Consider the following 24,765-nt stretch of genomic DNA (forward strand, 5'->3'; position numbering starts at 1 on the left):
TCTGGCACTTACCTCCCTACTGGAGCCTGCGCATGCGCCTGACAACGTTGTCCAACGCGGTTTTCCAACGGCTCCCAACTGGAGGAAAGGCCCGGGATGCAGCCCAGACCCCGACCTCGGCAGAGACAAATCCACGCGGCGGCCCTGGTGGCGGCCGCCTCACTGCTCGTGATGACGGCCCAGTCGGCGGCCGTCGCCCTGCCCGCACAGTCCGCCCAATCCCCCTCGGCGGACCCGGAATTCACCTCGTCGTTCGAGGCGGACGAAGCCCAGCCGGACTGGCGCAATACCGTGGAGGTCGGCGCCGACGGCACGAAGCGCTCGTCCGGCGTCGACGGCGGCTTCGCAAGCGGCATACCGGGCAATGTCACCGATAAGGTGATAGACCTCCGCGCCAGCGACGAGAACACCGGCGCGGGCGAGACCAAGGAGAACCTGGTCGATCTGCAACCGGGCACCAAATGGCTGGGGTTCCAGCCGACGGCGTGGATCGAGTTCGACACGGACACTCCGGTCAAGGTGGTCACCTATGCCCTGACCTCGGCGAACGACTACGACTCGCGCGACCCGAAGGACTGGACCCTCAAGGGCTCGGCCGACGGCAAGGACTGGAAGGTGCTCGACACCCGGGAGGGCGAGACCTTCGACAAGCGCTTTCAGACCAAGCCGTACGACATCGCCGACGGGGCCAACGCCACGGCGTACGCGCACTACCGGCTGGAGATCACCAAGAACAACGGCGCGGACATCACCCAGCTCGCCGATGTGCAGTTCTCCAACGGCGACACCAGCACGCCCACGCCCGACGACATGCGCAGCCTGGTCGACCGCGGACCCAACGGCTCCCCCACCGCCAAGTCCAACGCCGGATTCACCGGAAAGCGCGCCCTGAGGTACGCCGGCACCCACAAGCCGGCCGGCCGGGCCTACTCGTACAACAAGGTCTTCGACGTCAATACGGCAGTCCGCCGCGACACCGAGCTCTCGTACCGGATCTTCCCGTCCCTGCCGGAGACGGATCTCAACTACCCGGCCACGAATGTGTCGGTGGACCTGGCCTTCACCGATGGCACCTATCTGAGTGATCTGCGGGCTCTCGACTCGCACGGCGGGCTGCTGACCCCTCAGGGCCAGGGCGCCGCCAAGCGGCTCTACGTCAACCAGTGGAACCAGGTCGCGTCCAGGATCGGTACGGTCGCGGCCGGCAAGACGGTCGACCGGATCCTGGTCGCGTACGACTCCCCCAAGGGTCCGGGCAAGTTCCAGGGCTGGATCGACGACATCGCGATCGCGCCCAAAGCTCCTCAGAAGCGACTGGCCCATCTTTCGGACTACGCCTCGACCGTCCGCGGCACCAACTCCAGCGGCTCCTTCTCCCGCGGCAACACCTTCCCGGCGACCGCCGTGCCGCACGGCTTCAACTTCTGGACCCCGGTGACCAGTGCCGGGTCCAAGAGCTGGCTGTACGAGTACGCGCGGGGTAACAACGCGGACAATCTGCCGACCCTGCAGGCCTTCAGCGCCAGCCATGAGCCGAGCCCGTGGATGGGCGACCGGCAGACCTTCCAGCTGATGCCGTCCGCGGCGGCAGGCACCCCGGAGACCGACCGGACAAAGCGCGCCCTGCCCTTCCGGCACGAGAAGGAGACCGCGCGTCCGCACTACTACGGGGTCACCTTCGAGAACGGCCTCAAGGCCGAGATCACCCCGGCCGACCATGCGGCGATGATGCGCTTCACCTATCCCGGTGACGACGCGAGCGTCATCTTCGACAACGTCACCAAGGAAGGCGGACTCACCCTCGACCCGGCCACCAGCTCCTTCACCGGCTTCTCGGACGTGAAGAGCGGGCTGTCCACGGGTGCGACGCGGCTCTTCGTGTACGGCGTCTTCGACGCGCCGGTCACCGGGTCGGCCGCCGAAGGGGTCAGCGGCCATCTCCGCTTCGACGCGGGCAAGGACCGCACGGTCGGTCTCCGGCTGGCCACCTCGCTCATCAGCGTCGACCAGGCGAAGAAGAACCTCGCCGACGAGATCCCGGCGGGCACCGGCTTCGACCGGGTGAAGGAACGGGCGCGGGACGCCTGGGACGAGCTGCTCGGCCGGGTGGAGGTCGAGGGCGCGAACCGCGACCAGCTGACCACGCTCTACTCCAGCCTGTACCGCCTGTACCTCTATCCCAACTCCGGATTCGAGAACACCGGCACCAAGGCGGACCCCAAGCACCAGTACGCGAGCCCGTTCTCGCCGATGACCGGGCCCGACACCCCGACCCGTACCGGCGCGAAGATCGTCGACGGCAAGGTGTACGTCAACAACGGCTTCTGGGACACCTACCGGACGACCTGGCCCGCGTACTCCTTCCTCACCCCCGAGAAGGCGGGCGAGCTGGTGGACGGCTTCGTCCAGCAGTACAAGGACGGCGGCTGGATCTCGCGCTGGTCCTCGCCCGGCTATGCCGACCTGATGACCGGCACGAGCTCGGACGTGGCCTTCGCCGACGCGTACGTCAAGGGTGTGGACTTCGACGCCGAGGCCGCGTACGAGGCGGCGCTGAAGAACGCGACGGTGGTGCCGCCCACCTCGGGCGTCGGCCGCAAGGGCATGGAGACCTCGCCGTTCCTCGGCTACGCCTCCACCGAGACCCATGAGGGGCTGTCCTGGTCGCTGGAGGGCTACCTCAATGACTACGGACTGGCGAAGATGGGCCAGGCCCTCTACAAGAAGACCAAGAAGGCCCGCTACCAGGAGGAGTCCGAGTACTTCCTCAACCGGGCCCGGAACTACGTCAAGCTCTTCGACTCCAAGGCCGGTTTCTTCCAGGGCCGCGACCTGAAGGGCGACTGGCGGGTCCCGTCCGGCACGTACGACCCGCGGGTGTGGGGCTATGACTACACCGAGACCAATGGCTGGGGTTACGCCTTCACCGCACCTCAGGACAGCCGGGGCCTCGCCAATCTCTACGGCGGCCGCTCCGCACTCGGCGAGAAGCTCGACACCTACTTCTCCACCCCCGAGACGGCCTCGCCCGACTTCGTCGGTTCGTACGGCAGCGTCATCCATGAGATGACGGAGGCCCGCGATGTCCGGATGGGCATGTACGGCCACTCCAACCAGGTCGCCCACCACGTCACATACATGTACAACGCGGCGTCGCAGCCCTGGAAGACCCAGGAGAAGGTGCGCGAGGTGCTCTCCCGCCTCTACACCGGCAGCGAGATCGGGCAGGGCTACCACGGCGACGAGGACAACGGCGAGCAGTCGGCCTGGTACCTCTTCTCCGCGCTCGGCTTCTACCCGCTGGTGATGGGCAGCGGCGAGTACACGATCGGGTCGCCGCTCTTCACCAAGGCGACCGTCCATCTGGACAGCGGCCGCGACCTGGTGATCAAGGCTCCCGGGAACAGCGCGAAGAACGTCTACGTCCAGGGGCTGAAGGTGAACGGCAGGTCCTGGAACTCCACTGCCCTGCCGCATCAGCTGATCGCGCGGGGCGGCACGCTGGAGTTCACGATGGGCTCGAAGCCGTCCTCGTGGGGCACGGGCAAGAACGCCGCCCCGGTCTCCATCACCCAGGACGACAAGGCTCCGTCGCCGCGCCACGATGCGATCACGACCGGCGGTCCGCTCTTCGACAACGCCTCCGCGACGGAGGCCACGTTCGAGACGGTTGAGCTGCCGGTGGCGTCGAAGACCCGGGCGGTGCAGTACACGCTCACCTCGTCGGCGCGGGCCAAGGCCCCGGCCGGCTGGGTGCTGCAGGGCTCGCAGGACGGGACGGTCTGGAAGGACCTGGACAAGCGGTCCGGACAGAGCTTCGCCTGGGACCGGCAGACGCGCGTCTTCACGGTGGCCGCGCCCGGCTCGTACGCCAAGTACCGGCTGGTGGCTACGAGTTCGGCGACGCTCGCGGAGGTGGAGCTGATCTCCTGACACCGACGGGTTCGTCACAGACTGACGCAGCCCCGCGCCCGGTTTTGCCGAGTGCGGGGCTGTTTGCACCTTCCGTGACGGCACTGGACGCCTTGACTCCACTTCAAACCGATTGACGGGTAAAGAGATTGTGCAAAGATCTCGATGATCCAGCGGTGAACTCGTGAGGTTCATCGCGCCTCATCACGCACATGGAGAAAATACGTGGCCAATCTTCCCGGCCGTAAGCGCGGGCGTGTCCTGTCGCGTCTCACCGTCGCAGCCATAGCCGCTGCCCTGGTCGGCACGTCCGCCGGGTCCGCCGTGGCCGACACCTCGGCGCCCGCGCCGAAGAGCGCCGACATCGCCGCTTCCGCGGTCGAGCCGTCGAACGCGCCCGCCGCGGCGCAGGCCGGCACCGCCCCGGTGTTCCTCCTCTGGGGTGTGGACAAGAACACCAACGCCTACGTCTACGGCCCGAACGGCAGCGGGGGCTTCGCCACCCGCAGCTTCATCGACGGGGGCTGGGACGCGATCAGGCTCGCCGCGGCGATCGACCTCAACGCCGACGGCCAGTCCGACGGCGCCTGGACCTGGGACAACGCCGGCTACGTCGCTTTCGGCAACGACACCGGCAGCAAGCTGGTGGGCAAGGGCTGGAACATCTACAACCTGGTGCTGACCCCGAGCAACCTCGGTGGCACCTCGTCGGACGACGTCCTCGCCCGGGACAAGTCCGGTGTGCTCTGGCTGTACAAGGGAACCAGCACCGGCACCCTGTCCACGCGTGTGAAGGCCGGTTCCGGCTGGAACATCTACACGCACATCACCGGCAAGGGCGACCTGTCCGGTGACGGCCGCGCGGACATTCTCGCGAAGGACGCGTCCGGCGTGCTGTGGCTGTACAAGGGCACGGGCAACGCCGCCGCCCCGTTCAGTGCCCGCACCAAGGTCGGCTCCGGCTGGAACACCTACAACAAGATCATCGCCAACGGTGACCTGAACCTGGACGGCCGCGCGGACGTCGTCGCGCGCGACGCCGCGGGCGCCCTGTGGCTGTACAAGGGCACCGGCAACGCCGCCGCCCCGTTCAGCGCCCGCACCAAGGTCGGCTCCGGCTTCAACATCTACAACAAGCTGTTCTGATCCGGTAACCGATCGGCCGGCGCATACGGAAGGGCCGCACCCCCGTCACCGGGGGTGCGGCCCTTCTGCCGCACTGCCGTGCTTACTTGCGGATCAGATTCCGCAGCACGTACTGCATGATGCCGCCGTTGCGGTAGTAGTCCGCCTCACCGGGGGTGTCGATGCGGACCACCGCGTCGAACTCCACACCGGTGTCGGTGCTGACCTTGACCGTACGCGGCGTGGAGCCGTCGTTGAGCTCGGTCACGCCGGAGACGGAGAAGGTCTCCTCGCCGGTCAGGCCGAGAGTCTCCGCGGAAGCGCCCTCCGGGAACTGCAGCGGCAGGACGCCCATGCCGATGAGGTTCGAGCGGTGGATGCGCTCGTACGACTCGGCAATGACGGCCTTGACGCCGAGCAGCGCCGTGCCCTTCGCGGCCCAGTCGCGGGACGAGCCCGAGCCGTACTCCTTGCCCGCCAGGATCACCAGCGGGAGGCCGGCGGCCTGGTAGTTCTGCGACGCGTCGTAGATGAAGGAGACCGGGCCGCCCTCGACGGTGAAGTCGCGGGTGTAGCCGCCCTCGGTGCCCGGCGCGATCTGGTTGCGCAGGCGGATGTTGGCGAAGGTGCCGCGGATCATCACCTCGTGGTTGCCTCGGCGCGAGCCGTACGAGTTGAAGTCGCGACGCTGGACGCCGTGCTCCGTGAGGTACTTGCCGGCCGGGGTGTCGGCCTTGATCGCACCGGCCGGGGAGATGTGGTCGGTGGTGACCGAGTCGCCCAGCTTGGCCAGCACGCGGGCGCCGCTGATGTCCGAGACCGGGGTGGTCTCCATCGTCATGCCCTCGAAGTAAGGGGGCTTACGGACGTAGGTCGACTGCGGGTCCCACTCGAAGGTGTTGCCGGTCGGGATCGGCAGCGCCTGCCACTGCGCGTCGCCCGCGAAGACGTCCTGGTAGGACTTGTTGAACATGTCCTCGCCGATGGCGTTGGCCACGACGTCGTTGACCTCGGCCTCGGTCGGCCAGATGTCCTGCAGGAAGACCGGCTTGCCGTCCTGGTCGGTGCCCAGCGCGTCCTTGGTGATGTCCACCTTCATGGAGCCCGCGAGGGCGTACGCGACGACCAGCGGCGGGGAGGCCAGGTAGTTCATCTTGACGTCGGGGTTGATACGGCCCTCGAAGTTGCGGTTGCCCGAGAGGACCGACGTCACGGCCAGGTCGTGCTCGTTGACGGCCTTGGAGACCTCCTCCGGCAGCGGGCCGGAGTTGCCGATGCAGGTGGTGCAGCCGTAGCCGACGAGGTTGAAGCCGACCTTGTCGAGGTAAGGGGTCAGCCCCGCCTTGTCGAAGTAGTCGGTGACGACCTTGGAGCCAGGGGCGAGCGTGGTCTTGACCCACGGCTTGCGGGTCAGGCCCTTCTCGACCGCCTTCTTGGCCACCAGCGCGGCGGCGACCATGACATACGGGTTCGAGGTGTTGGTGCAGGAGGTGATCGCGGCGACGGTGACGGCGCCGTGGTCGATCTCGTACGTCGAACCGTCGGGGGCCGTGACCAGGGTGGGCCGGGTCGGCACACCGTTGGTGGCGGCCGGGGCGTCGGAAGCCGGGAAGGACTCCATGCCCGCCTCGTCGGCGTCGTCGACGTAGTTGCGTACGTCCTGCGTGAACTGCTCGGCGGCGTTGGCCAGGATGATGCGGTCCTGCGGGCGCTTCGGGCCGGCGATGGACGGGACGACCGTCGACAGGTCCAGCTCGAGCTTCTCGGAGAAGTCGGGCTCCGCGGCCGGGTCGAGCCAGAGGCCCTGCTCCTTGGCGTACGCCTCGACCAGCGCGAGCTGCTGCTCACTGCGGCCGGTCAGCTTCAGGTACTTGATCGTTTCGTCGTCGATCGGGAAGATCGCGGCGGTCGAGCCGAACTCCGGCGACATGTTGCCGATGGTGGCGCGGTTGGCGAGCGAGGTGGCGGCGACGCCCTCACCGTAGAACTCGACGAACTTGCCGACGACGCCGTGCTTGCGCAGCATCTCGGTGATCGTGAGCACCAGGTCGGTGGCGGTGGTGCCGGGCTTGAGCTCACCGGTCAGCTTGAAGCCGACGACGCGCGGGATGAGCATGGAGACCGGCTGGCCGAGCATCGCGGCCTCGGCCTCGATGCCGCCGACGCCCCAGCCGAGCACACCGAGACCGTTGACCATGGTGGTGTGCGAGTCGGTGCCGACGAGGGTGTCGGGGTAGGCCTGGCCACCGCGGACCATGATCGTGCGCGCCAGGTGCTCGATGTTGACCTGGTGGACGATGCCCGTGCCGGGCGGGACGACCTTGAACTCGTCGAACGCGGTCTGGCCCCAGCGCAGGAACTGGTAACGCTCCTTGTTGCGGCCGTACTCCAGCTCGACGTTCTGCGCGAAGGCGTCGTTGGTGCCGAACTTGTCGGCGATGACGGAGTGGTCGATGACCAGCTCGGCCGGGGCCAGCGGGTTGATCTTCGCCGGGTCGCCGCCGAGCTCCTTCACGGCCTCACGCATGGTGGCGAGGTCCACGACACAGGGAACACCGGTGAAGTCCTGCATGATCACGCGGGCGGGCGTGAACTGGATCTCCTGGCTGGGCTGCGCCTGGGAGTCCCAGCCGCCGAGCGCCCGGATGTGGTCGGCGGTGATGTTCGCACCGTCCTCGGTGCGGAGAAGGTTCTCCAGCAGAACCTTGAGGCTGTAAGGGAGGCGGGCGGAGCCCTCGACCTTGTCCAGCTTGAAGATCTCGTACGACTCGTCGCCCACGCGCAGCGTGCTGCGGGCGTCGAAGCTGTTCGCCGACACGACAGTCTCCTTCATCAATGTGCGCGTACTACCTCAATGCTGCCGCCACGGCTCTTCGCCGATCCGCTAAGGTAAGACTTAGTTAGGTAACCCTTACCGGATGGCGGCTGCGGTACGCCTTTCGGCAGATATCTCGATGTCGAGATAACTCTAGTACATGACCGCTGTCCGGTCATGCCCGGACCTCCCTGTGCTGTCTCATCGAAGGCTGATCGATCTCATCGAACACGGATGACTGACGGTTTCGTCTCACCGAAGTTTGAGTGGCCCTTCACTCGCGCGAGGGGTTCCACTGCATCTGACCTGGCTGGATCCCACAAGGCCTGGAGAGTCTGACTCTTCACAGTGTGAGTGGATACGGGGTTGGCAGGGGTGGCTGGTGGGAGAGCTCGCGGATGCGTACGCGGATTCGGCATTGGGTTCGTTTGACCTGGACTTCTACGAGGGCGACACGCGGGTTCGTCGTCCTCTGAGGGCCAGCTGGAACTCGCGCTTCGAGCGGGTGGACCCGGTGCGTTCGTTCCGATGGGCCAAAGGCGGGGAGAGCTTCGCGGGCTGGCACTGGTCGGCGACGACGGGTGACCACATCGGGTACGAGTCGTGGTTGGAGCGCGACCGGCTGATCCTCCTCGACGCCGATCCGGATGTGAGGGGGATCGCCTCACAACCCTTCTGGCTGCACTGGAATGACGGCTCACGCAAGCGTCGTCATGCCCCGGATTACTTCGTGCGGCTCGCGGACGGCCGTGGCCAGGTCGTCGATGTCCGCGCCGGTGACCGGATCGACGAAGCAACCGCGGGTGCCTTCGAGGCGACGGAGCGGGCCTGTCGGGCAGTGGGCTGGCAGTTCGTACACGTCGGTGTCCCGGATCCGGTGCTGATGGCGAACATGCGATGGCTGTCGCGCTATCGCAGGCGTCGGTGTGGTCAGCGTCGGGATGTTGCCGACCGGCTGGTCTGTGTCTTCGACGAACCGACTCCGCTGCTGGCGGGAGCCGTGGAGGCCGGCGACCCTCTCCTGGTGCTGCCGGTGTTGTTCCACCTGCTGTGGCACCGCGTGCTGGAGGCGGATGTGGCCTCGCAGCTGCTGGCGTCGGACAGCGTGGTTCAGACGGCAAAGGGGCGATGATGGGCCATTTGCTTCGCCCAGAAGGTCTCGCGGTCGGTGAACGGGTGCGTTTCGACGGGCAGATCCGCGTGGTGCTGGCGGTCTCGGGCCGCTCGATCACTCTCTCGGACATGTGCGGCGAGCCTCGGGCAGTGCCGCCGGCTTTGCTGTTCGCCGACGACGACTTCGTGGTCGTCGACAGTTCCGGCCGAATGCCCCTGCCGCCGGTGTCCCTGCTAGAGACGTTGCCGCAGCCGGTGTTGGAGAAGGCCTTGTGGTGGGAGGGCCACATCCTGGAGGTCCTGCACGGGCTGCCGCCGGATGCCCCGCAGGGCACGGAGGCGAAACCGGAGTACAGCCCTACCCGGTCGCTCACCGCGCGGGAGTGGGCCAAGGCCTCCGAACTGACTGTCGGCGGGCACAAGGTGAGTGCAAGCACCGTCGGCAAGAAGCGTCGTCGCTACGAAACGAGCGGGGTTCTCGGACTGGCGGATCATCGTCCAGTGCGCAAGACGCCCAAGTACGGGACCGTGGATGATGCGGTGGTCGCGGCGATGCGACAGGCGATCAGCGAGGCCGTGGACGCCTCCACCCGCACGGGCACGTTCCTTCTGTGGCGGACCGGCGAAATCCTCAAGGGCAGTGACGAGGGCCGGGGGACCCAGCTGCCCTCCCGCGCCACGCTCTACCGGTTGCTGGACAAACTCACTTCCGGCACCCACACCACCGGTTGTCGGCGTACGGCCTCAGCTCCCCAGCCGCGTACAGATGAACGTCCCCAGCTGTCAGGCCACTTCGTTCTCTCGCTCGATGGCCTTGAGTCGGTTCTTGAGTCGGTAGCTGGGGCCGTTGATGGCGATCACTTCGCAGTGGTGCAGGAGGCGGTCGAGGATGGCGGTGGCGAGGACTTCGTCGCCGAAGACCTGGCCCCATTCGCTGAAGGTCTTGTTCGAGGTGAGGATGATCGAGCCCTTCTCGTAGCGCTTGGAGATGACCTGGAAGACCAGGTTCGCTTCCGCTCGTTCGAGGGGCTGGTAGCCGACCTCATCGACCACCAGGACGCTCGGCCGAAGGTAGGAACCGAGCTTGCTGGTCAGCCGGCCCGTCGCTTCGGCGGCTTTGAGGTTGCGGACCATGTCGTCGAGACTGGTGAAGTAGATCGAGTAGCCGGCCCGGCAGGCCGCGACCGCGAGAGCGACGGCGATATGCGTCTTGCCGACCCCGGGCGGACCGAGCAGGGCCGCGTTCGCCTTGGCCTCGACGAAGGACAAGGTGGCCAAGTCCTTGACCTTGCGCGGGTCGAGTTCGGGCTGGAAGGAAAAGTCGTATTCGTCGAGCGTCTTGTGGTGCGGCAGCTTTGAGGTCCGCAGGCAGGTGCGGAAGCGGCGGTCGTCACGGACGGCGAGTTCTTCGGAGAGGACCAGGTCGAGGAAGTCGAGGTAGCCCATCTTCGCCTCGTCCGCGCGCCGGGTGAACTCGTTGATGGTTTCCGCCAGGTGGGGCAGGCCGAGCTTGCCGGCCGTGGTGCGGATGCGGTTGCCGGTCAGCTCGCTCAAGAGGATTCCTTCGTCGGTCGGCTGGTGGTGAAGGGGCGGGTGCCGGTCAGTTCGTCATAGACCGACAGCGGACGGCGGCCGACCTCGATCCGGGTGGCGGCGGCCCGGTTCAGCAGGGCCTGCAACGGGCCGGCTTCTTCACCTCGGGGCTGCGGGCGGGGCCGGGGCGGGATGTCGCCGGTGGTGGTTCGGCGTCCCTTGCCGGTGGGCAGGCCGTCCCAGTGCTGTTCCTCGACAACGCGGACACCGCGGCCGACCACCCGCGCATGCATGGCCAGCAGCGTGTCGCCGTCGGTGCCGGGGACGGTGGAGTGCAGCATGACCTGCGACTTCGTGGCCCGGATCTCCACCAGCTGGCGCGGGCGGACGCGCCGGGCGGGCACCGAGTAGAGGTTGCCGCCGAAGGCGACCAGGCAGTCCTTGCCGACCGGCCGCAGGTGCCGCTCGGCCACCAGATAGGGGGTCGGCGGCAGCGGTTTGAGGGCCGCGTGGTCGCGGGCCGCCCGCTCGCCGATGACCTCCCGGTGTGTCTTGTGGATCTGAGCCCGCCGGAGCGGCACCCACGCGGCGAACGCGGCGTCCATCTCCTCGACGGAGCAGAAAGCCCGGCCGGACAGCACGTGATCTCGGACGATCAGCACCTGGCGTTCGACGCGGCCTTTGCCGGTGGGCCGGTAGGCGGCCAGGACATCGATGTCGAAGTCGTAGTGGCCGGCGAAGCCGACCGCCTCCGGATGCAGCGGGACCGCCTCGCCGGGGGCGACATGCCGGCGGACGACGGTCTTGGTGCGGTCGTAAACGATCGTCATGGGCACCCCGCCGAAGTGGGAAAACGCCCGGCGGTGGCAGTCGAAGAACGACTGCAGGTCTTGGCTGGTGGTGAAGCAGCAGAACGGGTCACGGGAGTACGACAGCGTCATGTGGAAGGAGTAGACCTTGCCGATGCCCATGTGGGCGAGGGTCCTTCCCTCGTCGCCCCAGTCCACCTGGGCCTGGGCGCCCGGGATGACCTCGAAGCGGCGGTGCATGCCCGCCAGTTCCTTCGGCGTGATGCCGAGTTCCTCGGCGATCCTGGGACGGGCATCCTGGACGTAGAGCTTCGTCCGCTGGTAGTTGCCGGTGAACCCGTACTCGCTGGCAAGCCGTTCGTGGATGACCGCCGCTTTCATCAGGACCTCGGCCCGCAGCATCGAGTCGACCAGCGGCGCGAACTCGTCGATTGCCCTCGCCCGTGACCGCCCGTTCGCCGACCGCCTCGGAGGAGTCGCCGGACCAGGTGCAGAGAGGTACTTGCGGACCGTCTTCCTGTCCAGCCCCGTCTCCCTGGCGATCTCCGACAGACTTATCGCCCCGGACTCCAACAGGCCACGGAAACGCCGCAGTTCCAGCCAGCGATGCGGATCCAAGACCACCGTCAACCGCCCTCCGCCATCCCACATCGATCAAGCAGCAGAGTGGCGGGCAACAGGTCTCACCGCATCAACAACTGTCCCTTTTCATCCGTACGCGGGTGGGGACGTTCACGTGTACGCCGACACCGGTTCCGCTGTGACCCGCAGGTCACGGGCGCACGGGGCGAAAGCTCCGTTCGGCGAATTGCCGGCCTTCGCACCCGGCGAGGTGATGCAGATCGACTCCACACCGTTGGATGTGCTGGTCCGCCTCGACGATGGCGTCACGGGCAAGGTCGAGCTCACCGGCATGATCGATGTCGCGACGCGAACAGTGACCGCAGCGGTGCTGCGGCCCACGACGAAGTCGGTGGATGCAAGCGTGCTGCTGGCTCGCACGGTCACGCCGGAGGTGATGCGGCCGGGCTGGATCGATGCTCTGCGGATGTCCCGTTCGGTGCTGCCGCACCGGCGGTTGTTGAGTATCGACGAGCGTCTGGAGCACGCGGCTGCGCGGCCGGTGATCGTGCCGGAGATGATTGTCTGCGATCACGGCAAGGCCTTCATCTCCCGCAACTTCCTCGCCTCCTGCCGGTTCCTGGAGATCGATGTCCAGCCTGCTCACAAGGGTTCGCCCTTCGAGAAGGGGCACATCGAGAAGATGCTGAACTCAGTGGGCACTCTGTTCACTCAGTTCCTCTCGGGCTTCACGGGGCGCAACACCGATCGCCGCGGCCGGAACCTGGACAAGCAGCCGCTGTGGTCTCTGCTGGAACTGCAGGAGCTGCTGGACGAGTGGCTCGTCGCCAAGTGGCAAAACCGCCAGCATGATGGGCTGCGCGATCCGTCCCACCCGGGCAGGTCGTTCACGCCGAACGAGAAGTACGCGGCCCTCGTCGAGGCCTGCGGCTACGTTCCGGTCGCGCTCAGCGGTGACGACTACGTCGAACTGCTGCCTGCCGTCTGGCGGGTGGTCAACGACTACGGGATCAAGATCAAGCGCCGCACCTACGACAGCCCTGAGCTGACCCCCTTCCGTCGGCAGCACTCCGGCGTCACAGCGAAGAAGGGGCTCTGGGAGATCCATCACGACCCCTACGACGTGTCCCGGATCTGGGTACGCAACCATCACGCCGACGGCAAGTGGATCCAGGCCACCTGGAAGCACCTGCGGCGGGTTCCCGTCCCCTTCGGCGAACTGGCCTGGGACCACGCCAGCCAAGGCTTGCCCAAGGCCACCGAAGCCGAGATCGCCGACGCGGTTTCCGCCCTCCTGGCCAAGGCCCATGCCGGGCCCGATCAGCCGGCGAATCCGAAACGTACTGCCCGGGAGAAGCGGGTCGCCGCCCGCACCCGGGCCGCAGGTCCCAGTACCTCCGTTCCCCGGCCGGATCCTGCACCGCCCGCCGAGCCGGAGACATCCACGGCCGGGAACGAACCACTCGCCGAGGTGATCCCGCTGGGGTTGTTTGATCCGCTGGAAGATCCATGGAGGCGAAAGTGACCGATCCGAGCCCCGCAGCAGGCACGGCTCTGGAGACTGCGGACGACGAAGCCGGGCTCCACCTGACCACGCGCGAAGGTTGGCACCGCTTCACCGCCGAACCACCCTCCCCGCCAATGCTGTTGACCGCCGATGCGCGCGCCGCACTCTCGGATCTTGAACGGGACATCGACCACGAGGCCCGGCTCGATCACCACGCCCGGCTGCTCGTGGTCGCCACTTCCATCGTCCGCCACACCGTGACCTGCGGGCGACGTCTGGTGCTGCTGAACCGGCACGCGATCAGCGCCCGCCGCGGGCTGATCGTCTCCGGGCCCGCCGGAACCGGCAAAACCATCGCCATCACCCAGCTCGGGCGCTCCCACGAACTCCTGGACCGCGCCCGCCACCCACATGCCCCTGGCCGGATCCCGGTCATCTATATCACCGTCCCGCCCGCCGCGACCGCCCGCATGGTCGCCGCCGAGTTCGCCCGCTTCCTCGGTCTTCCAGTCCACCGCCGTTCGAACATCACCGACCTCATCGAGGCTGTCGTCGGCGTCTGCACCGACGCTCGGACCGGCCTGGTCCTGGTCGACGAACTGCACAACGTCTCGCTGACCAGCCGCACCGGAGCCGAAGTCGCCGACACCCTCAAGTACTTCTCTGAACGCATCCCCGCGACCTTCATCTATGCCGGCATCAACATCGAGCACGGCAACCTGCTCTCCGGAACTCGCGGGGCCCAGATCGCTGGACGCTTCACGCTCATCCCCACCCACGCGTTCCCTTACGGCACCGAGTGGCAGGGCTTGGTCGCAACCCTGGAGAACACCTTGTTGCTGCACCAACATCGCCCCGGAACACTCGTCACGCTCGACCGCTACCTGCACGAACGGACTGGCGGCATGATCGGGGCGCTCTCCCATGCCATCCGCGGGGCTGCGATCGACGCGATCCTCACCGGCACCGAGAAGATCACCAAGAAGTCCCTGGAAGCGATTCCACTGGACCACACCGCCCAGAACGCTTCAGCTCTGTCGACGGCGACCAGTCGGTGACATCTGAGCTGCCCGACCGCATCGCCCGGCTCCCCGTCAATGTCCGCCCGCAGCTCGGCGAGATGACCGACCCATACATCCGACGGCTGGCCCGAGCTAACCACCTCAAGCCCAGCTACCTGCACTGTTTCCTCTGCGGACCGCCCTTCTGGGTCGGGAAACCCCAAATCGAACGGCTCGCTGCTGTCTCAGGACGCTCCACGGCAGCCCTGCAGCACGCACTCTCAGATGCCAGTTCTCCCCGAGGCCGGGCTAAGCCGAGTCCTCGCACCCTCCGCCTCCACCAGCACAAAGCTCTCACCCGTCACCGGGTCGACCAAACAGTTCTCATCCAGCACGATGCGCTGGACGGGAACATGACCGTCCGCGCCATCTCGGCAGAATGGGAGGTCCCCCGCTGGCTGGTTCGCCGCGTCCTGAACTCCTCAATCTTCCCCGCTCGCAGCACACGCCGACGACGCACCGCCCTCGACGACCAGGCCCAGGAACTGATCGCCGCAATGATCAACAAGGGCATAGGCGCCAAGGAGATCTGGACCGAGCTCATGGACATCCACGACATCTCGGTGTCGATCGCAAACCTGCAGATCATGGCCAGCAAGCAACGCCGCACGGCTCAGAACCAGCAGCGGCGGCTCTCCCCCTGACAGCGCGAAGGCATCCTGATCCGGATCGCTCCAACTTCGATGAGACGAGCTCTACCTTCAGTGAGACAGGTCACTCCCGTGTTAGACGTCACGCAAGGGTTTGCCATGCCGCCCGCGTCGCCGCGGGAGGCGGCCGACGCGGCCCGGCGAGGACGCGGCAGCCTGGCGCGGATCACCCGGCTGACCTTCCGACAGATCTGACACACCGTCGGACATCACCCGTCCAAGGTCTCACCCATCCGGTCCATCCCACCAACACCGCCATCTCATATCTGAGATAGCGTGCACCCATGGCAGACGACTACCTCGTACGCATCGGCAAGCTCATCCGTGACGCCCGTCAGCACCGGGGCTGGACACAGACGCAACTCGCGGATGCACTCGGCACCAGTCAGAGCGCGGTGAACCGCATCGAGCGCGGCAACCAGAACATCAGCCTTGAGATGATCGCACGCATCGGCGAGGCGCTCGACAGTGAAATCGTTTCGCTCGGCTACGCCGGTCCCATGCATCTGCGGGTGGTCGGCGGGCGCCGGCTCTCCGGCACCATCGACGTCAAGACGAGCAAGAACGCGTGCGTGGCGCTGCTCTGCGGCTCACTGCTCAACAAGGGCCGTACGGTGCTGCGCCGGGTGGCCCGCATCGAAGAGGTCTTCCGCCTGCTGGAGGTGCTGAACTCCATCGGGGTGCGCACCCGCTGGATCAACGAGGGCCTCGACCTGGAGATCGTGCCGCCCGCGCAGCTCGACATGGACGCGATCGACGCGGAGGCCGCGCGCCGTACCCGTTCGATCATCATGTTCCTCGGTCCGCTGCTGCACCGGATGGACGGCTTCCGGCTGCCGTACGCGGGCGGCTGCGACCTGGGCACGCGGACGATCGAGCCGCACATGATCGCGCTGCGCCGGTTCGGACTGGACATCACGGCGACCGAGGGCATCTACCACGCGAAGGTGGAGCCATCGATCGCGCCCGACCGCCCGATCGTGCTGACCGAACGCGGCGACACGGTGACCGAGAACGCGCTGCTGGCCGCCGCCCGGCACGACGGAGTGACCGTCATCCGCAACGCCTCCTCCAACTACATGGTCCAGGACCTGTGCTTCTTCCTGGAGGCGCTGGGGGTCAAGGTCGAGGGCGTCGGCACCACCACGCTCACCGTCCACGGCGTCCCCACGATCGACGTGGACGTCGACTACTCCCCCTCCGAGGACCCGGTCGAGGCGATGAGCCTGCTCGCCGCGGCCGTGGTCACCGAGTCCGAACTCACCATCCGTCGCGTCCCGATCGAGTTCATGGAGATCGAGCTCGCGGTCCTGGAGGAGATGGGCCTCGACCACGACCGCTCCCCCGAGTACGCGGCGGACAACGGACGCACCCGCCTGGTGGACCTGACCGTGCGCCCCTCCAAGCTGGAGGCGCCGATCGACAAGATCCACCCCATGCCCTTCCCGGGCCTGAACATCGACAACGTCCCGTTCTTCGCGGCCATCGCGGCGGTCGCCCAGGGCAAGACGCTGATCCACGACTGGGTCTACGACAACCGCGCGATCTACCTGACGGACCTCAACCGCCTGGGCGGCCGCCTGCAACTGCTGGACCCCCACCGCGTCCTGGTCGAGGGCCCCACCCGGTGGCGCGCGGCAGAGATGATGTGCCCGCCGGCGCTGCGCCCCGCGGTGGTGGTCCTGCTGGCGATGATGGCGGCGGAGGGCACATCGGTGCTGCGCAATGTCTATGTGATCAACCGGGGTTACGAGGAGCTGGCGGAGCGGCTGAACTCGGTGGGCGCGCAGATCGAGATTTTCCGGGACATCTAGGAAGCGGCATTTCCCGGCCGGACGGGACCTAGGGAGCGGCGCGCTTGACGGAATCCAGGTGGGCGAACGCCACCACGTTCTCCTTGTAGTCCTTCGCCTTCCTGTCGTAGTCGCCCCCGCAGGTGATCAGGCGAAGCTGGGGGGCCGGGGTGTCGGCGTAGACCCGCTGGTCGGGGAAGTTCGCCTTGCTGAAGCTTTCGACCGAGTCGACCTTGAAGGTGGCGACGTTGCCGTCCGCGCGCGTGATGTCCACCTTGCTGCCCGGCTTAAGGGTGCTGAGCTGCAAGAACACGGCCGGGCCGGTCATGGTGTCGACGTGGCCCGCGACGACCGAGGTGCCGCGCTCGCCCGGTGTCGCTCCGCCCAGGAACCAGCCGACCAGGTTGGTGTCGTTGACCGGTGGTGCGTTGAGTTGTCCGGTCGCGCCGATGCCCAAAGCGATGAAGGGCGCGTCGACGGCAATGTCCGGGATCGACAGCCGCGTCGGAGGGGACGGCGGCAGTGCCAGCTGAGCAGCGGCGGGGGCGGCGGCAGGTCCGGGGGTGGTGGGCGCGGACACCACAGGAGGGGCCGTCGGCCTGCTCTCCGCCGAAGGGTCGAAGGTGTTGTAGATCATGAGGAAGCCCAGCCCGACCGCTGCGGCGGGCCACAGCAGGGCGCGGCCGAGGCTGCGGGAGGCGAATGTGGTCCGGGGCGCGAGAGGACTGGAAGGCTGCGGGGCGGCCATGGGAGCGCGTCTTTCTCGTAGGGGCACCAGTGGGCGCGAGTGGGCGGGCGGCTGAACGGGCTGCGGGGCGCGCTGCCGTGCGGGGCTGTGGGGCGCGGGCCGCGGTGGCGGAAAACGGCAGCGCCGCGGCCGCCGTCCTTGGCAGACGGCGGCCGCGACACTGCGCGACCTGCTGGTGGGTCGCGCCCGTCAGGCCGCGGCACCACCCGTCGCGTTGCGGCGGCGCAGCATGTACGCCCCAGCACCCAGACCACCGAGCATCAGCAGAGAACCGGCCGCGAGGCTGCTGCCGGACAGCGCCATGGCGCCACCACCGGCGTGGACACCGCCGTGCGGCTTCTCCTTCTTCCAGGAGTCGTGACCACCCTTGTCGGACTTCTCGCCCTGCCCCCAGTCCTCGGACACGGTCATGGCCAGGGCGCCACCACCGGTGTGGACACCACCGTGCGGCTTCTCGTGCTTGCCGTGGTCTTCCTTGTCCGACTTCTCGTGGTCTCCCTTGTCGGACTTCTCACTGTCGGATGAGTCGTCATGCCCGTAGTCGTTGGTCATGGCCAGGGCGCCACCACCGGTGTGGACACCACCCCACGGCTTCTCGTGCTTTCCGTGGTCTTCCTTGTCCGACTTCTCGTGGTCCTCCTTGGCCGACTCCTCGTGGTCCTCCTTGGCCGACTCCTCGTGGTCTCCCTTGTCCGACTTCTCGGAGTCCTCCTTGTCGGACTTCTCGTAGCCACCCTTCTCCGACTTCTCGGAGTCCTCCTTGTCGGACTTCTCGTAGCCACCCTTCTCCGACTTCTCGGAGTCCTCCTTGTCGGACTTCTCGTAGCCACCCTTCTCTGACTTGTCGGAGTCCTCCTTGTCGGACTTCTCGTAGCCACTGCTTGAGGAGCTGTCCTGCCCGTAGTCCTCGGAGATGATGGCGTTCGCAACGGGGGCGGAGGCGGCGATGACCGCGGTAACGGCTGCTGTGGCGAACAGGGTGCGAGCTGAGCGCATGGGGACGTATTCCTTTCGCCGCTACTGCGCTGGCTGACACATCGTCGGCTCATCGGATCGCAGTGGCGACGTGATCCACCGTCAGCCCGATTTGGACTTCGCACCAGCGGAGAGCACAGCATTCGGGCGACATGATGGGCTCTTCGAGTGGCTTGGGGGCCAATGATCACCCGTTGGGCGGCACGCCACGCCGAGCCGGGTTTGGCTCTTCCTGACGCAATTTCAGGCCGGCGGAGCCGTCAGCCACCGTCCGGCGGTGGCCGTCTGCGGATGCGGGCCGCCATCACGGCGACATCGTCCTCCGCATGGGATGCGTCCAGGGCCGCCAGCACCTCGTCCACCAGATCGTCGGCCGTTCCGGAGAGGTCGGGGCGGACGCGCGCGAGGCGGGCCAGGGAGGAGTCGATGTCCTCGCCGCGGCGTTCGATCAGGCCGTCGGTGAACAGGAGGAGCGTGTCGCCGGGGCCGAGGCTGCGGGAGGCGATCCCGTAGCCTCCGAGGCCCGTCCCGAGGGGTGGGCCGACCGGGACGTCGATCAGCTCCGCGCTGCCTTCGCGGCTGAACAGGGCCGGGGGCAGATGGCCGGCGCTGGAGAAGGAGCACAGGCCGCGGGCCGGGTCCACGCGAACGAGGAGGCAGGTGGCCGGGCGGCGGGCGATGGCCTCGGCGATGTTGAGGTCGAGCTGGCTGAGCACCCGGTGCGGCGGGAGGTCGGCGGCCGCGACGCTGCGAAGGGTCGAGCGGTAGCTGTTCATGTCGACCGCGGCCTCCACGCCGTGGCCCATCACGTCGCCCATCACCAGCAGCGTCCGGCCGAAGTGGAGACGTACGGTCTCGAACCAGTCCCCGCCGACCAGGGTGCTCGAGCCGGAGGGCAGATAGCGGGTGGCCAACTCGAGGTTCGGGTGCGGCAGTCCGGGGTCGGTCAGCAGGGCACGCTGCAGCTCGACACCGGTCCGCTGCGCCTCGGCGAGGATGCGGGCATGGTCGATGCCGACGGCGGCCCGATAGACCGCCGCCCGGGTGATCAGCAGGTCGCGTTCGGAGAAGCCGCCGTGGCTCCGTACGAGGTGCACGGCGCCCAGGACGCGGCCGTGAACCATGAGCGGTACCGCGAGCGTCCGGTCGTCCAGGAAAGGGCGGCCGCTCAGAGCGGTACGAAACGGATGGGCGGGAAGGAGGTCGCCGCGGCCGGCCACGGCGGCGCGGTGCGTCGGCTCGGGGAGCAGATCGATCGCTACGGCGTCGGCAACCGACGCGTGCAGGTAGTTGACGGCCTCCTGGCACGTGGTCTGCTCGTCGAGCGTCGTTCCGATCCGGTCCGCTGTGGAAACGGTCTCGGTGAGCAGCCCTGCAAGGCCGGCCACCTCCCCGTGCGTCACCAGCCGGTACCAGGTGCAACGGCTGACGGGCGTCACATGCGTACGCGGGTGCCCGTCGGCGAGGACCGCGGCCAGCAGTGCCGCCGGTCCCACGCTCAGCTCGGCCCGCGGGCCGATGGGCCGGCCCTCGAGACCCGCCCACGCCTCGCCGGAGATCCGGCAGTAGGCCGGGTCCGCGAAGAGGTACCTCGTGTCCGTACCAAGAACAGCGAGCCCCGCCGAAAGGGAGTCGGCACGCACACGATCACCTCCCGCCGTGACGCAGCGGTGCGCACCCTGCGGGCACGGGGCTCAGGCCTGGCCGGGGGTGACGCCGCCCTTCAGGCGTTCCAGGTCCGAGGGGCGCACCTGGATCGCCAGGACGGCGATCACCAGGGCGATCACCGCGAAGATGGCGGCCACGATGAATGCGGACGAGACTCCGGAGGTGAGGACCTCGTCGCTGAAGGGCGGTGGGAGCACGCCGGTGCGTTCGAAGCGCAGGCGTTCCGCCGGGGTGGCCTGAGCGAGGAACTGCGGGACCTGGTCGTGGGCCTCGTTGCGGCTGGCCGTGCCGAACACCGTGACCAGGATGGACAGGCCGAGCGAACCGCCCACCTGCTGCGTGGTGTTGAGCATGGCGGATGCCGCGCCCGACTCTTCCCTGGGCACTCCGGAGACGGCCATCAGCGTCAGCGAGACGAAGTTGAAGCCCATACCGAGGCCGAAGACCAGTATCGGTCCGAGGATGCTGCCCAGATAGGTGGAGTTGATGTCGGTCAGGGTCAGCCAGGACAGGCCCGCCGCGGCCAGGATCGAGCCGGTCACCATGAAGGGTTTCGGGCCGTACCTGGGCAGGAGTTGGGAAGCGGTGCCGGCGCCGACCGCGATGATCGCGCTCACCGGCAGGAAGCCGAGTCCGGCTTGCAGGGGGCTGAAGTTGAGGACGTTCTGCACGAAGAGCGTCAGGAAGAAGAACATGCCGAAGATCGCCGCAGCGAGGCTCAGCATGATTCCGTATGTGCCCGACCGGTTACGGTCGGCGAACATGTGCAGCGGCGTGATCGGCTGGCTGGAACGCCGCTCGACCAGGATGAACGTGGACAGGAGCACGATCGCGGCGCAGAACGACGCGATTGTCCACGGGTCCCGCCAGCCTTCCTGCGCAGCCCTGATGAAGCCGTAGACCAGCGCGACCATGCCGAGCGTCGACGTCAGCGCGCCGGCCAGGTCGAAGTGGCCGGGATGGCGCTCGGACTCCTTGATGTGACGCGGCGTCGCCAGCACGATGAGCGCGGCGATCGGCACATTGACGAAGAACACCCAGCGCCAGTCGAGCCATTCGACGAGGATGCCACCCGCCACCAGACCGATCGCGCCGCCGCCCGCGGAGACCGCGGCGAAGACGCCGAACGCCCGGTTGCGTGCCGGGCCTTCGGTGAAGGTGGTGGTGATCAGAGCCAGTGATGTCGGTGACGCGATGGCGCCTCCGACGCCCTGCAGGGCACGGGAGGCGAGAAGCTGGCCCTCGTTCTGCGAGAGGCCGCCGAGCAGGGAGGCGAGCGCGAACAGCAGCACACCGAAGATGAAGACCCTGCGGCGTCCCAGGATGTCACCGGTGCGGCCGCCGAGCAGCAACAGGCCGCCGAAGGTGAGCGTATAGGCGTTGACCACCCAGGACAGGCTCGTGGTGGAGAAGTCCAGCGCGCTCTGGATGTGCGGGAGCGCGATGTTCACGATGGTGATGTCGAGGACCACCATCAACTGGCACGAGGCGATGACGAGAAGGGCGATACCGTTGCCGCCGCTCTTCTTCTTCGCGGCGGGGGCGGGGGGTGTGGGTGTCGGCTGCGGGGTCGCCATGGCGCATCGTGCCCTCACACGAGGGTCAGTAGACGGTTCCGTCCACTCATCGACGGTAAACCCGGCACAGACACGCCACCAGTCGATCACGCACCGGCCGATCGCGTCCCGCAGCCGGTCGTTTCGCGGGCAACCGGTCACGCCACGCAGCCGGTCGGCGTCGCGGCCAACCGCTCACGCCCCGCAGCGGGCTGTCTGCGCCGCCGTCGCTCAGGACCCGCCTCCCGGCCATCTCGCCGCCGTCGCTCAGGACCCGCCGCCCGGCCATCTCGCCGCCGTCGCTCAGGACCCGCCGCCCGTCCCCTGCGCGACAAACTCGCGCAGCGCCGTGGCCAGCGCCTCGGGCTGGTCCTCCGCGATGAGCGTGCAGCTGTCCTCGATCTCCAGCAGCCGCCCCCGCGGCAGCAGTTCGGCCAGCCGCCTGCCGTGTTCGCGCGGCATCATCCGGTCCTCCGTCGCCCACACGACCAGCGCGGGCCGGTCGAACTTCCGCAGCCCCTCGACCGCCTCGAGGAGTTCGGTCTTGCGTACGCCCGCGTTGTAGCCCTTGAAGTCGGCCCTGATGGCCTTGTCGGTCAGCAGCGGACGCAGCCAGCCGCCGGCGATCTCGTCGGGTACGGGTCGTTTGGTGAGCGCGCCGAGCCCGATGGGCAGCCGGCGCAGCGCCTTCAGCGCGAGGATGCGGGCCATCAGCCCGATGCCGCCGGGCACCTTGCACACAAGCGAGATCATCTTGCCGGGGGCGCCCGGTGGGTAGTTGTCGAAGGCTTCGCAGGAGATGAGCACGAGCCGGGCGAGCCGGGCGGGGTGCCGTCCTGCGACGGTCTGGGCGCGGCCGCAGTCGTTCTCGACGAGGGTCACCTCGCTCAGGTCCAGGCGGTCCAGAAACTCGGCAATCAGCTCGTTGACGGAGTCGGGACTGAGCGGGACGTCGGGGCGCATGGGGGTGCGGTGAGCGCCGTAGGGCAGGGTCGGGGCGATACAGCGGTGATCGCGCCCCAGGTCCGCGATCACCTTGCGCCAGACAGTGGCGTCGTGGACCAGCCCGTGCAGCAGGACGACGACGGGCCCCGGGCCGCCCGTGTCCTCGTACGCGATCGTCCCTGCGCTGAGCTCGATGTCCGGCATGGCGGCTCCCCTCGCGGAATAACGATGTTATGCCATAGGTCCTGTCCGGTCGCTCAGGCCGGATCAGTGAGCGGGGGCACGGTCAGGGGAGCACGGCGGTGCCGTCCAGCTCCACCAGGGCCTCTTCGTCCCAGAGCCGTACGACACCGATCACCGCCATCGCGGGATAGTCGCGGCCCGCCAACCGCCGCCAGATACGGCCCAGTTCAGGGGCGTTGGCGCGGTAGTCGGCGACGTCGGTCGCATAGATGGTGACGCGGGCGAGGTCCTGCGGTGCTCCCCCGGCGGCCGCGAGCGCGGACAGCAGATTCGCCAGCGCCGTCTCGAACTGCTCGGGCAGGGTCTTGCCGACCACCTTCCCGCCGGTGTCCAGCGCGGTCTGCCCGGCCAGGAACACCAGCCTCGATCCGGTGGCGGTGACGGCGTGCGAGAAGCCGGTGGGCGGCGAGAGCTCGGCCGGATTGTGGCGGTGCAGGCTCATGCGTTGGGCTCCTCGGCGGTTGCGTGCGACGACGCGTGCGACTCCTTCGCGTACAGCTCCTTGTACAGCTCCTTGGCGATGATCGTGCGCTGGACCTCCGTTGCGCCCTCATAGATCCGCGGGGCGCGCACCTCCCGGTACAGATGCTCCAGCAAGTGGCCGCGCTGGAGCGCACGGGCGCCGTGCAGCTGGACCGCGGCGTCCACGACGTACTGGGCGGTCTCGGTCGCCAGGAGCTTCGCCATCGCGGACCGCTTCGGCACATCGGCGGCCCCTTCGTCGTATGCGGCGGCCGCCGCGTGGACGAGCAGCCGGGCGGCTTCCGTGCGGGTGGCCATCTCGGCGACCTGGTGGGCGACGGACTGGAGGTCCTTGAGCGGGCCGCCGAAGGCGGTGCGGCGGGCGGTGTGGGCGATGGCCGCATCGAGCGCCGCCTGGGCCATGCCGACGGCGAAAGCGCCAACGCTCGGGCGGAACAGGTTGAGGGTGTTCATGGCGACGCGGAAGCCGCCGTCGATCTCACCGAGCACATCGTCCCTGGTCACGGGGGTGCCGTCGAAGGTCAGTGCGCCGATGGGATGCGGCGAGAGCATGTCCAGGGCGGTTCCGGTCAGCCCCGGCCGGTCGGCGGGGACGAGGAAGGCGGTCACGCCGCGCGCGCCCACGCCCTCGGTCGTACGCGCGAAGACGCTGTAGAAGTCCGCCTCGGGGGCGTTGGAGATCCAGCACTTCTCGCCGCTCAGCCGCCAACCCCCCTGATCCGGAAGGGCCTTGAGGGCGAGGGCCGCTGCGTCCGAGCCTGCGTCCGGCTCGCTGAGCGCGAAGGCTGCGACGGCGCGCCCGGCGATCACCTCGGGCAGCCAGCGCTCCTGCTGCGCGGCCGTGCCCGCCTGGACGATGGGGTAGCTGCCCAGACCCTGGAGGGCGAGGGCGGTCTCGGCCTCCGTACAGCCGTATGCCAGCGATTCGCGCAGCAGGCACAGCTCGAGCGCACCGGCCCCGAACAGGCGCCGCAGCAGGCCCAGTTCACCGAGCGCGGCGACCAAGGGGCGGTTGACGCGGCCCGGCTCCGCCTTCTCCGCGAGCGGTCGCAGCCGCTCGCGGGCCAGGGTGCGCAGCTGCGCACACCAGGCGGTCTGTGCCGGATCGAGCGAAAATACGGGCATACGTGCCCCCATTTCGTGCGGCCGGGGGCCCGTGGGTGCCCCTGGGAAAGCACAGTATCGCGGACTGTTGACTGTCGTCACCTTCACGATACGCTCGATTCGCGACCCCACCACGACAAGGG

At 68.0% G+C, this 24,765-nt stretch carries 16 protein-coding genes and 1 pseudogene; 7 read left to right on the plus strand and 10 right to left on the minus strand.

Annotated features, from left to right (window positions below; genetic code table 11):
• Positions 1 to 96 precede the first annotated feature (96 nt).
• Both OG729_RS09125 and OG729_RS09130 read left to right on the plus strand, forming a co-directional pair.
• Positions 97 to 3,933 carry a GH92 family glycosyl hydrolase gene (locus OG729_RS09125; protein ID WP_360869390.1) on the plus strand — a complete coding sequence of 1,279 codons (3,837 nt, stop codon included), beginning with the start codon at positions 97 to 99 and terminating at the stop codon, positions 3,931 to 3,933.
• A gap of 204 nt (positions 3,934 to 4,137) precedes the next feature.
• The gene (locus OG729_RS09130; RefSeq protein WP_405805426.1) at positions 4,138 to 5,058 is read left to right on the plus strand and encodes an FG-GAP repeat domain-containing protein; all 921 of its coding nucleotides are present in this window, start codon (positions 4,138 to 4,140) and stop codon (positions 5,056 to 5,058) included.
• Between the two features lie 82 nt (positions 5,059 to 5,140).
• Here OG729_RS09130 and acnA read toward each other — a convergent pair whose 3' ends face one another.
• On the minus strand, positions 5,141 to 7,855 hold the full coding sequence (gene acnA / locus OG729_RS09135) for an aconitate hydratase AcnA (protein ID WP_405805428.1): 2,715 nt from the start codon (positions 7,853 to 7,855) through the stop codon (positions 5,141 to 5,143).
• A gap of 379 nt (positions 7,856 to 8,234) precedes the next feature.
• Here acnA and OG729_RS09140 point away from each other — a divergent pair, with 379 nt between their 5' ends.
• Complete coding sequence (locus tag OG729_RS09140) at positions 8,235 to 8,984, plus strand: TnsA-like heteromeric transposase endonuclease subunit (RefSeq protein WP_405805429.1); 750 nt, start codon at positions 8,235 to 8,237, stop codon at positions 8,982 to 8,984.
• 764 nt (positions 8,985 to 9,748) lie between these two features.
• On the opposite strand, the gene istB is transcribed toward OG729_RS09140, so the two are convergent.
• Together istB and istA are read right to left on the minus strand one after the other, a co-directional pair.
• Positions 9,749 to 10,519, minus strand: a complete 771-nt coding sequence (istB, locus tag OG729_RS09145) for an IS21-like element helper ATPase IstB (protein ID WP_405803643.1) — start codon at positions 10,517 to 10,519, stop codon at positions 9,749 to 9,751.
• The gene (gene istA, locus OG729_RS09150; RefSeq protein ID WP_405811003.1) at positions 10,516 to 11,931 is read right to left on the minus strand and encodes an IS21 family transposase; all 1,416 of its coding nucleotides are present in this window, start codon (positions 11,929 to 11,931) and stop codon (positions 10,516 to 10,518) included. Before istA ends, istB begins: the two co-directional genes overlap by 4 nt.
• A 124-nt stretch (positions 11,932 to 12,055) precedes the next feature.
• Here istA and OG729_RS09155 point away from each other — a divergent pair.
• The 4 genes and pseudogenes from OG729_RS09155 to OG729_RS09170 form a co-directional block, all read left to right on the plus strand.
• Positions 12,056 to 13,414: pseudogene (locus OG729_RS09155) on the plus strand (Mu transposase C-terminal domain-containing protein); the annotation flags it as partial.
• Positions 13,411 to 14,454 (plus strand): AAA family ATPase, encoded by a 1,044-nt coding sequence (locus tag OG729_RS09160; protein WP_405805431.1) that lies wholly within the window; start codon positions 13,411 to 13,413, stop codon positions 14,452 to 14,454. The pseudogene OG729_RS09155 and the gene OG729_RS09160, both read left to right, overlap by 4 nt.
• 356 nt (positions 14,455 to 14,810) lie before the next feature.
• Positions 14,811 to 15,101, plus strand: a complete 291-nt coding sequence (locus tag OG729_RS09165) for a hypothetical protein (RefSeq protein ID WP_405805432.1) — start codon at positions 14,811 to 14,813, stop codon at positions 15,099 to 15,101.
• Positions 15,102 to 15,391: 290 nt separating this feature from the next.
• Positions 15,392 to 16,921, plus strand: a complete 1,530-nt coding sequence (locus OG729_RS09170) for a helix-turn-helix domain-containing protein (RefSeq protein WP_405805433.1) — start codon at positions 15,392 to 15,394, stop codon at positions 16,919 to 16,921.
• Positions 16,922 to 16,949: 28 nt separating this feature from the next.
• Here the strand turns inward: OG729_RS09170 and OG729_RS09175 are convergent, their stop codons facing one another.
• From OG729_RS09175 to OG729_RS09205, 7 genes are all read right to left on the minus strand, one after another.
• A complete protein-coding gene (locus OG729_RS09175; protein WP_360870500.1) occupies positions 16,950 to 17,648 on the minus strand; it encodes a class F sortase in 699 nt (232 codons plus the stop codon).
• Between the two features lie 189 nt (positions 17,649 to 17,837).
• Positions 17,838 to 18,644, minus strand: a complete 807-nt coding sequence (locus OG729_RS09180) for a hypothetical protein (RefSeq protein WP_405805435.1) — start codon at positions 18,642 to 18,644, stop codon at positions 17,838 to 17,840.
• Between the two features lie 239 nt (positions 18,645 to 18,883).
• Positions 18,884 to 20,266: a SpoIIE family protein phosphatase gene (locus tag OG729_RS09185; RefSeq protein WP_360870494.1), complete on the minus strand. Its 1,383-nt coding sequence runs from the start codon at positions 20,264 to 20,266 to the stop codon at positions 18,884 to 18,886.
• Between the two features lie 51 nt (positions 20,267 to 20,317).
• Complete coding sequence (locus OG729_RS09190) at positions 20,318 to 21,868, minus strand: MFS transporter (protein WP_360870491.1); 1,551 nt, start codon at positions 21,866 to 21,868, stop codon at positions 20,318 to 20,320.
• Positions 21,869 to 22,150: 282 nt separating this feature from the next.
• A complete protein-coding gene (locus tag OG729_RS09195) occupies positions 22,151 to 22,996 on the minus strand; it encodes an alpha/beta fold hydrolase (protein WP_405805436.1) in 846 nt (281 codons plus the stop codon).
• Positions 22,997 to 23,078: 82 nt separating this feature from the next.
• Positions 23,079 to 23,477, minus strand: coding sequence for a RidA family protein (locus OG729_RS09200; protein ID WP_360870486.1), 399 nt, complete (start codon positions 23,475 to 23,477; stop codon positions 23,079 to 23,081).
• Complete coding sequence (locus OG729_RS09205; protein WP_405805437.1) at positions 23,474 to 24,643, minus strand: acyl-CoA dehydrogenase family protein; 1,170 nt, start codon at positions 24,641 to 24,643, stop codon at positions 23,474 to 23,476. Before OG729_RS09205 ends, OG729_RS09200 begins: the two co-directional genes overlap by 4 nt.
• Between the last annotated feature and the right edge of the window lie 122 nt (positions 24,644 to 24,765).

The sequence above is a fragment of the Streptomyces sp. NBC_00210 genome, assembly GCF_045160975.1.
Classification (GTDB): Bacteria; Actinomycetota; Actinomycetes; order Streptomycetales; family Streptomycetaceae; genus Streptomyces.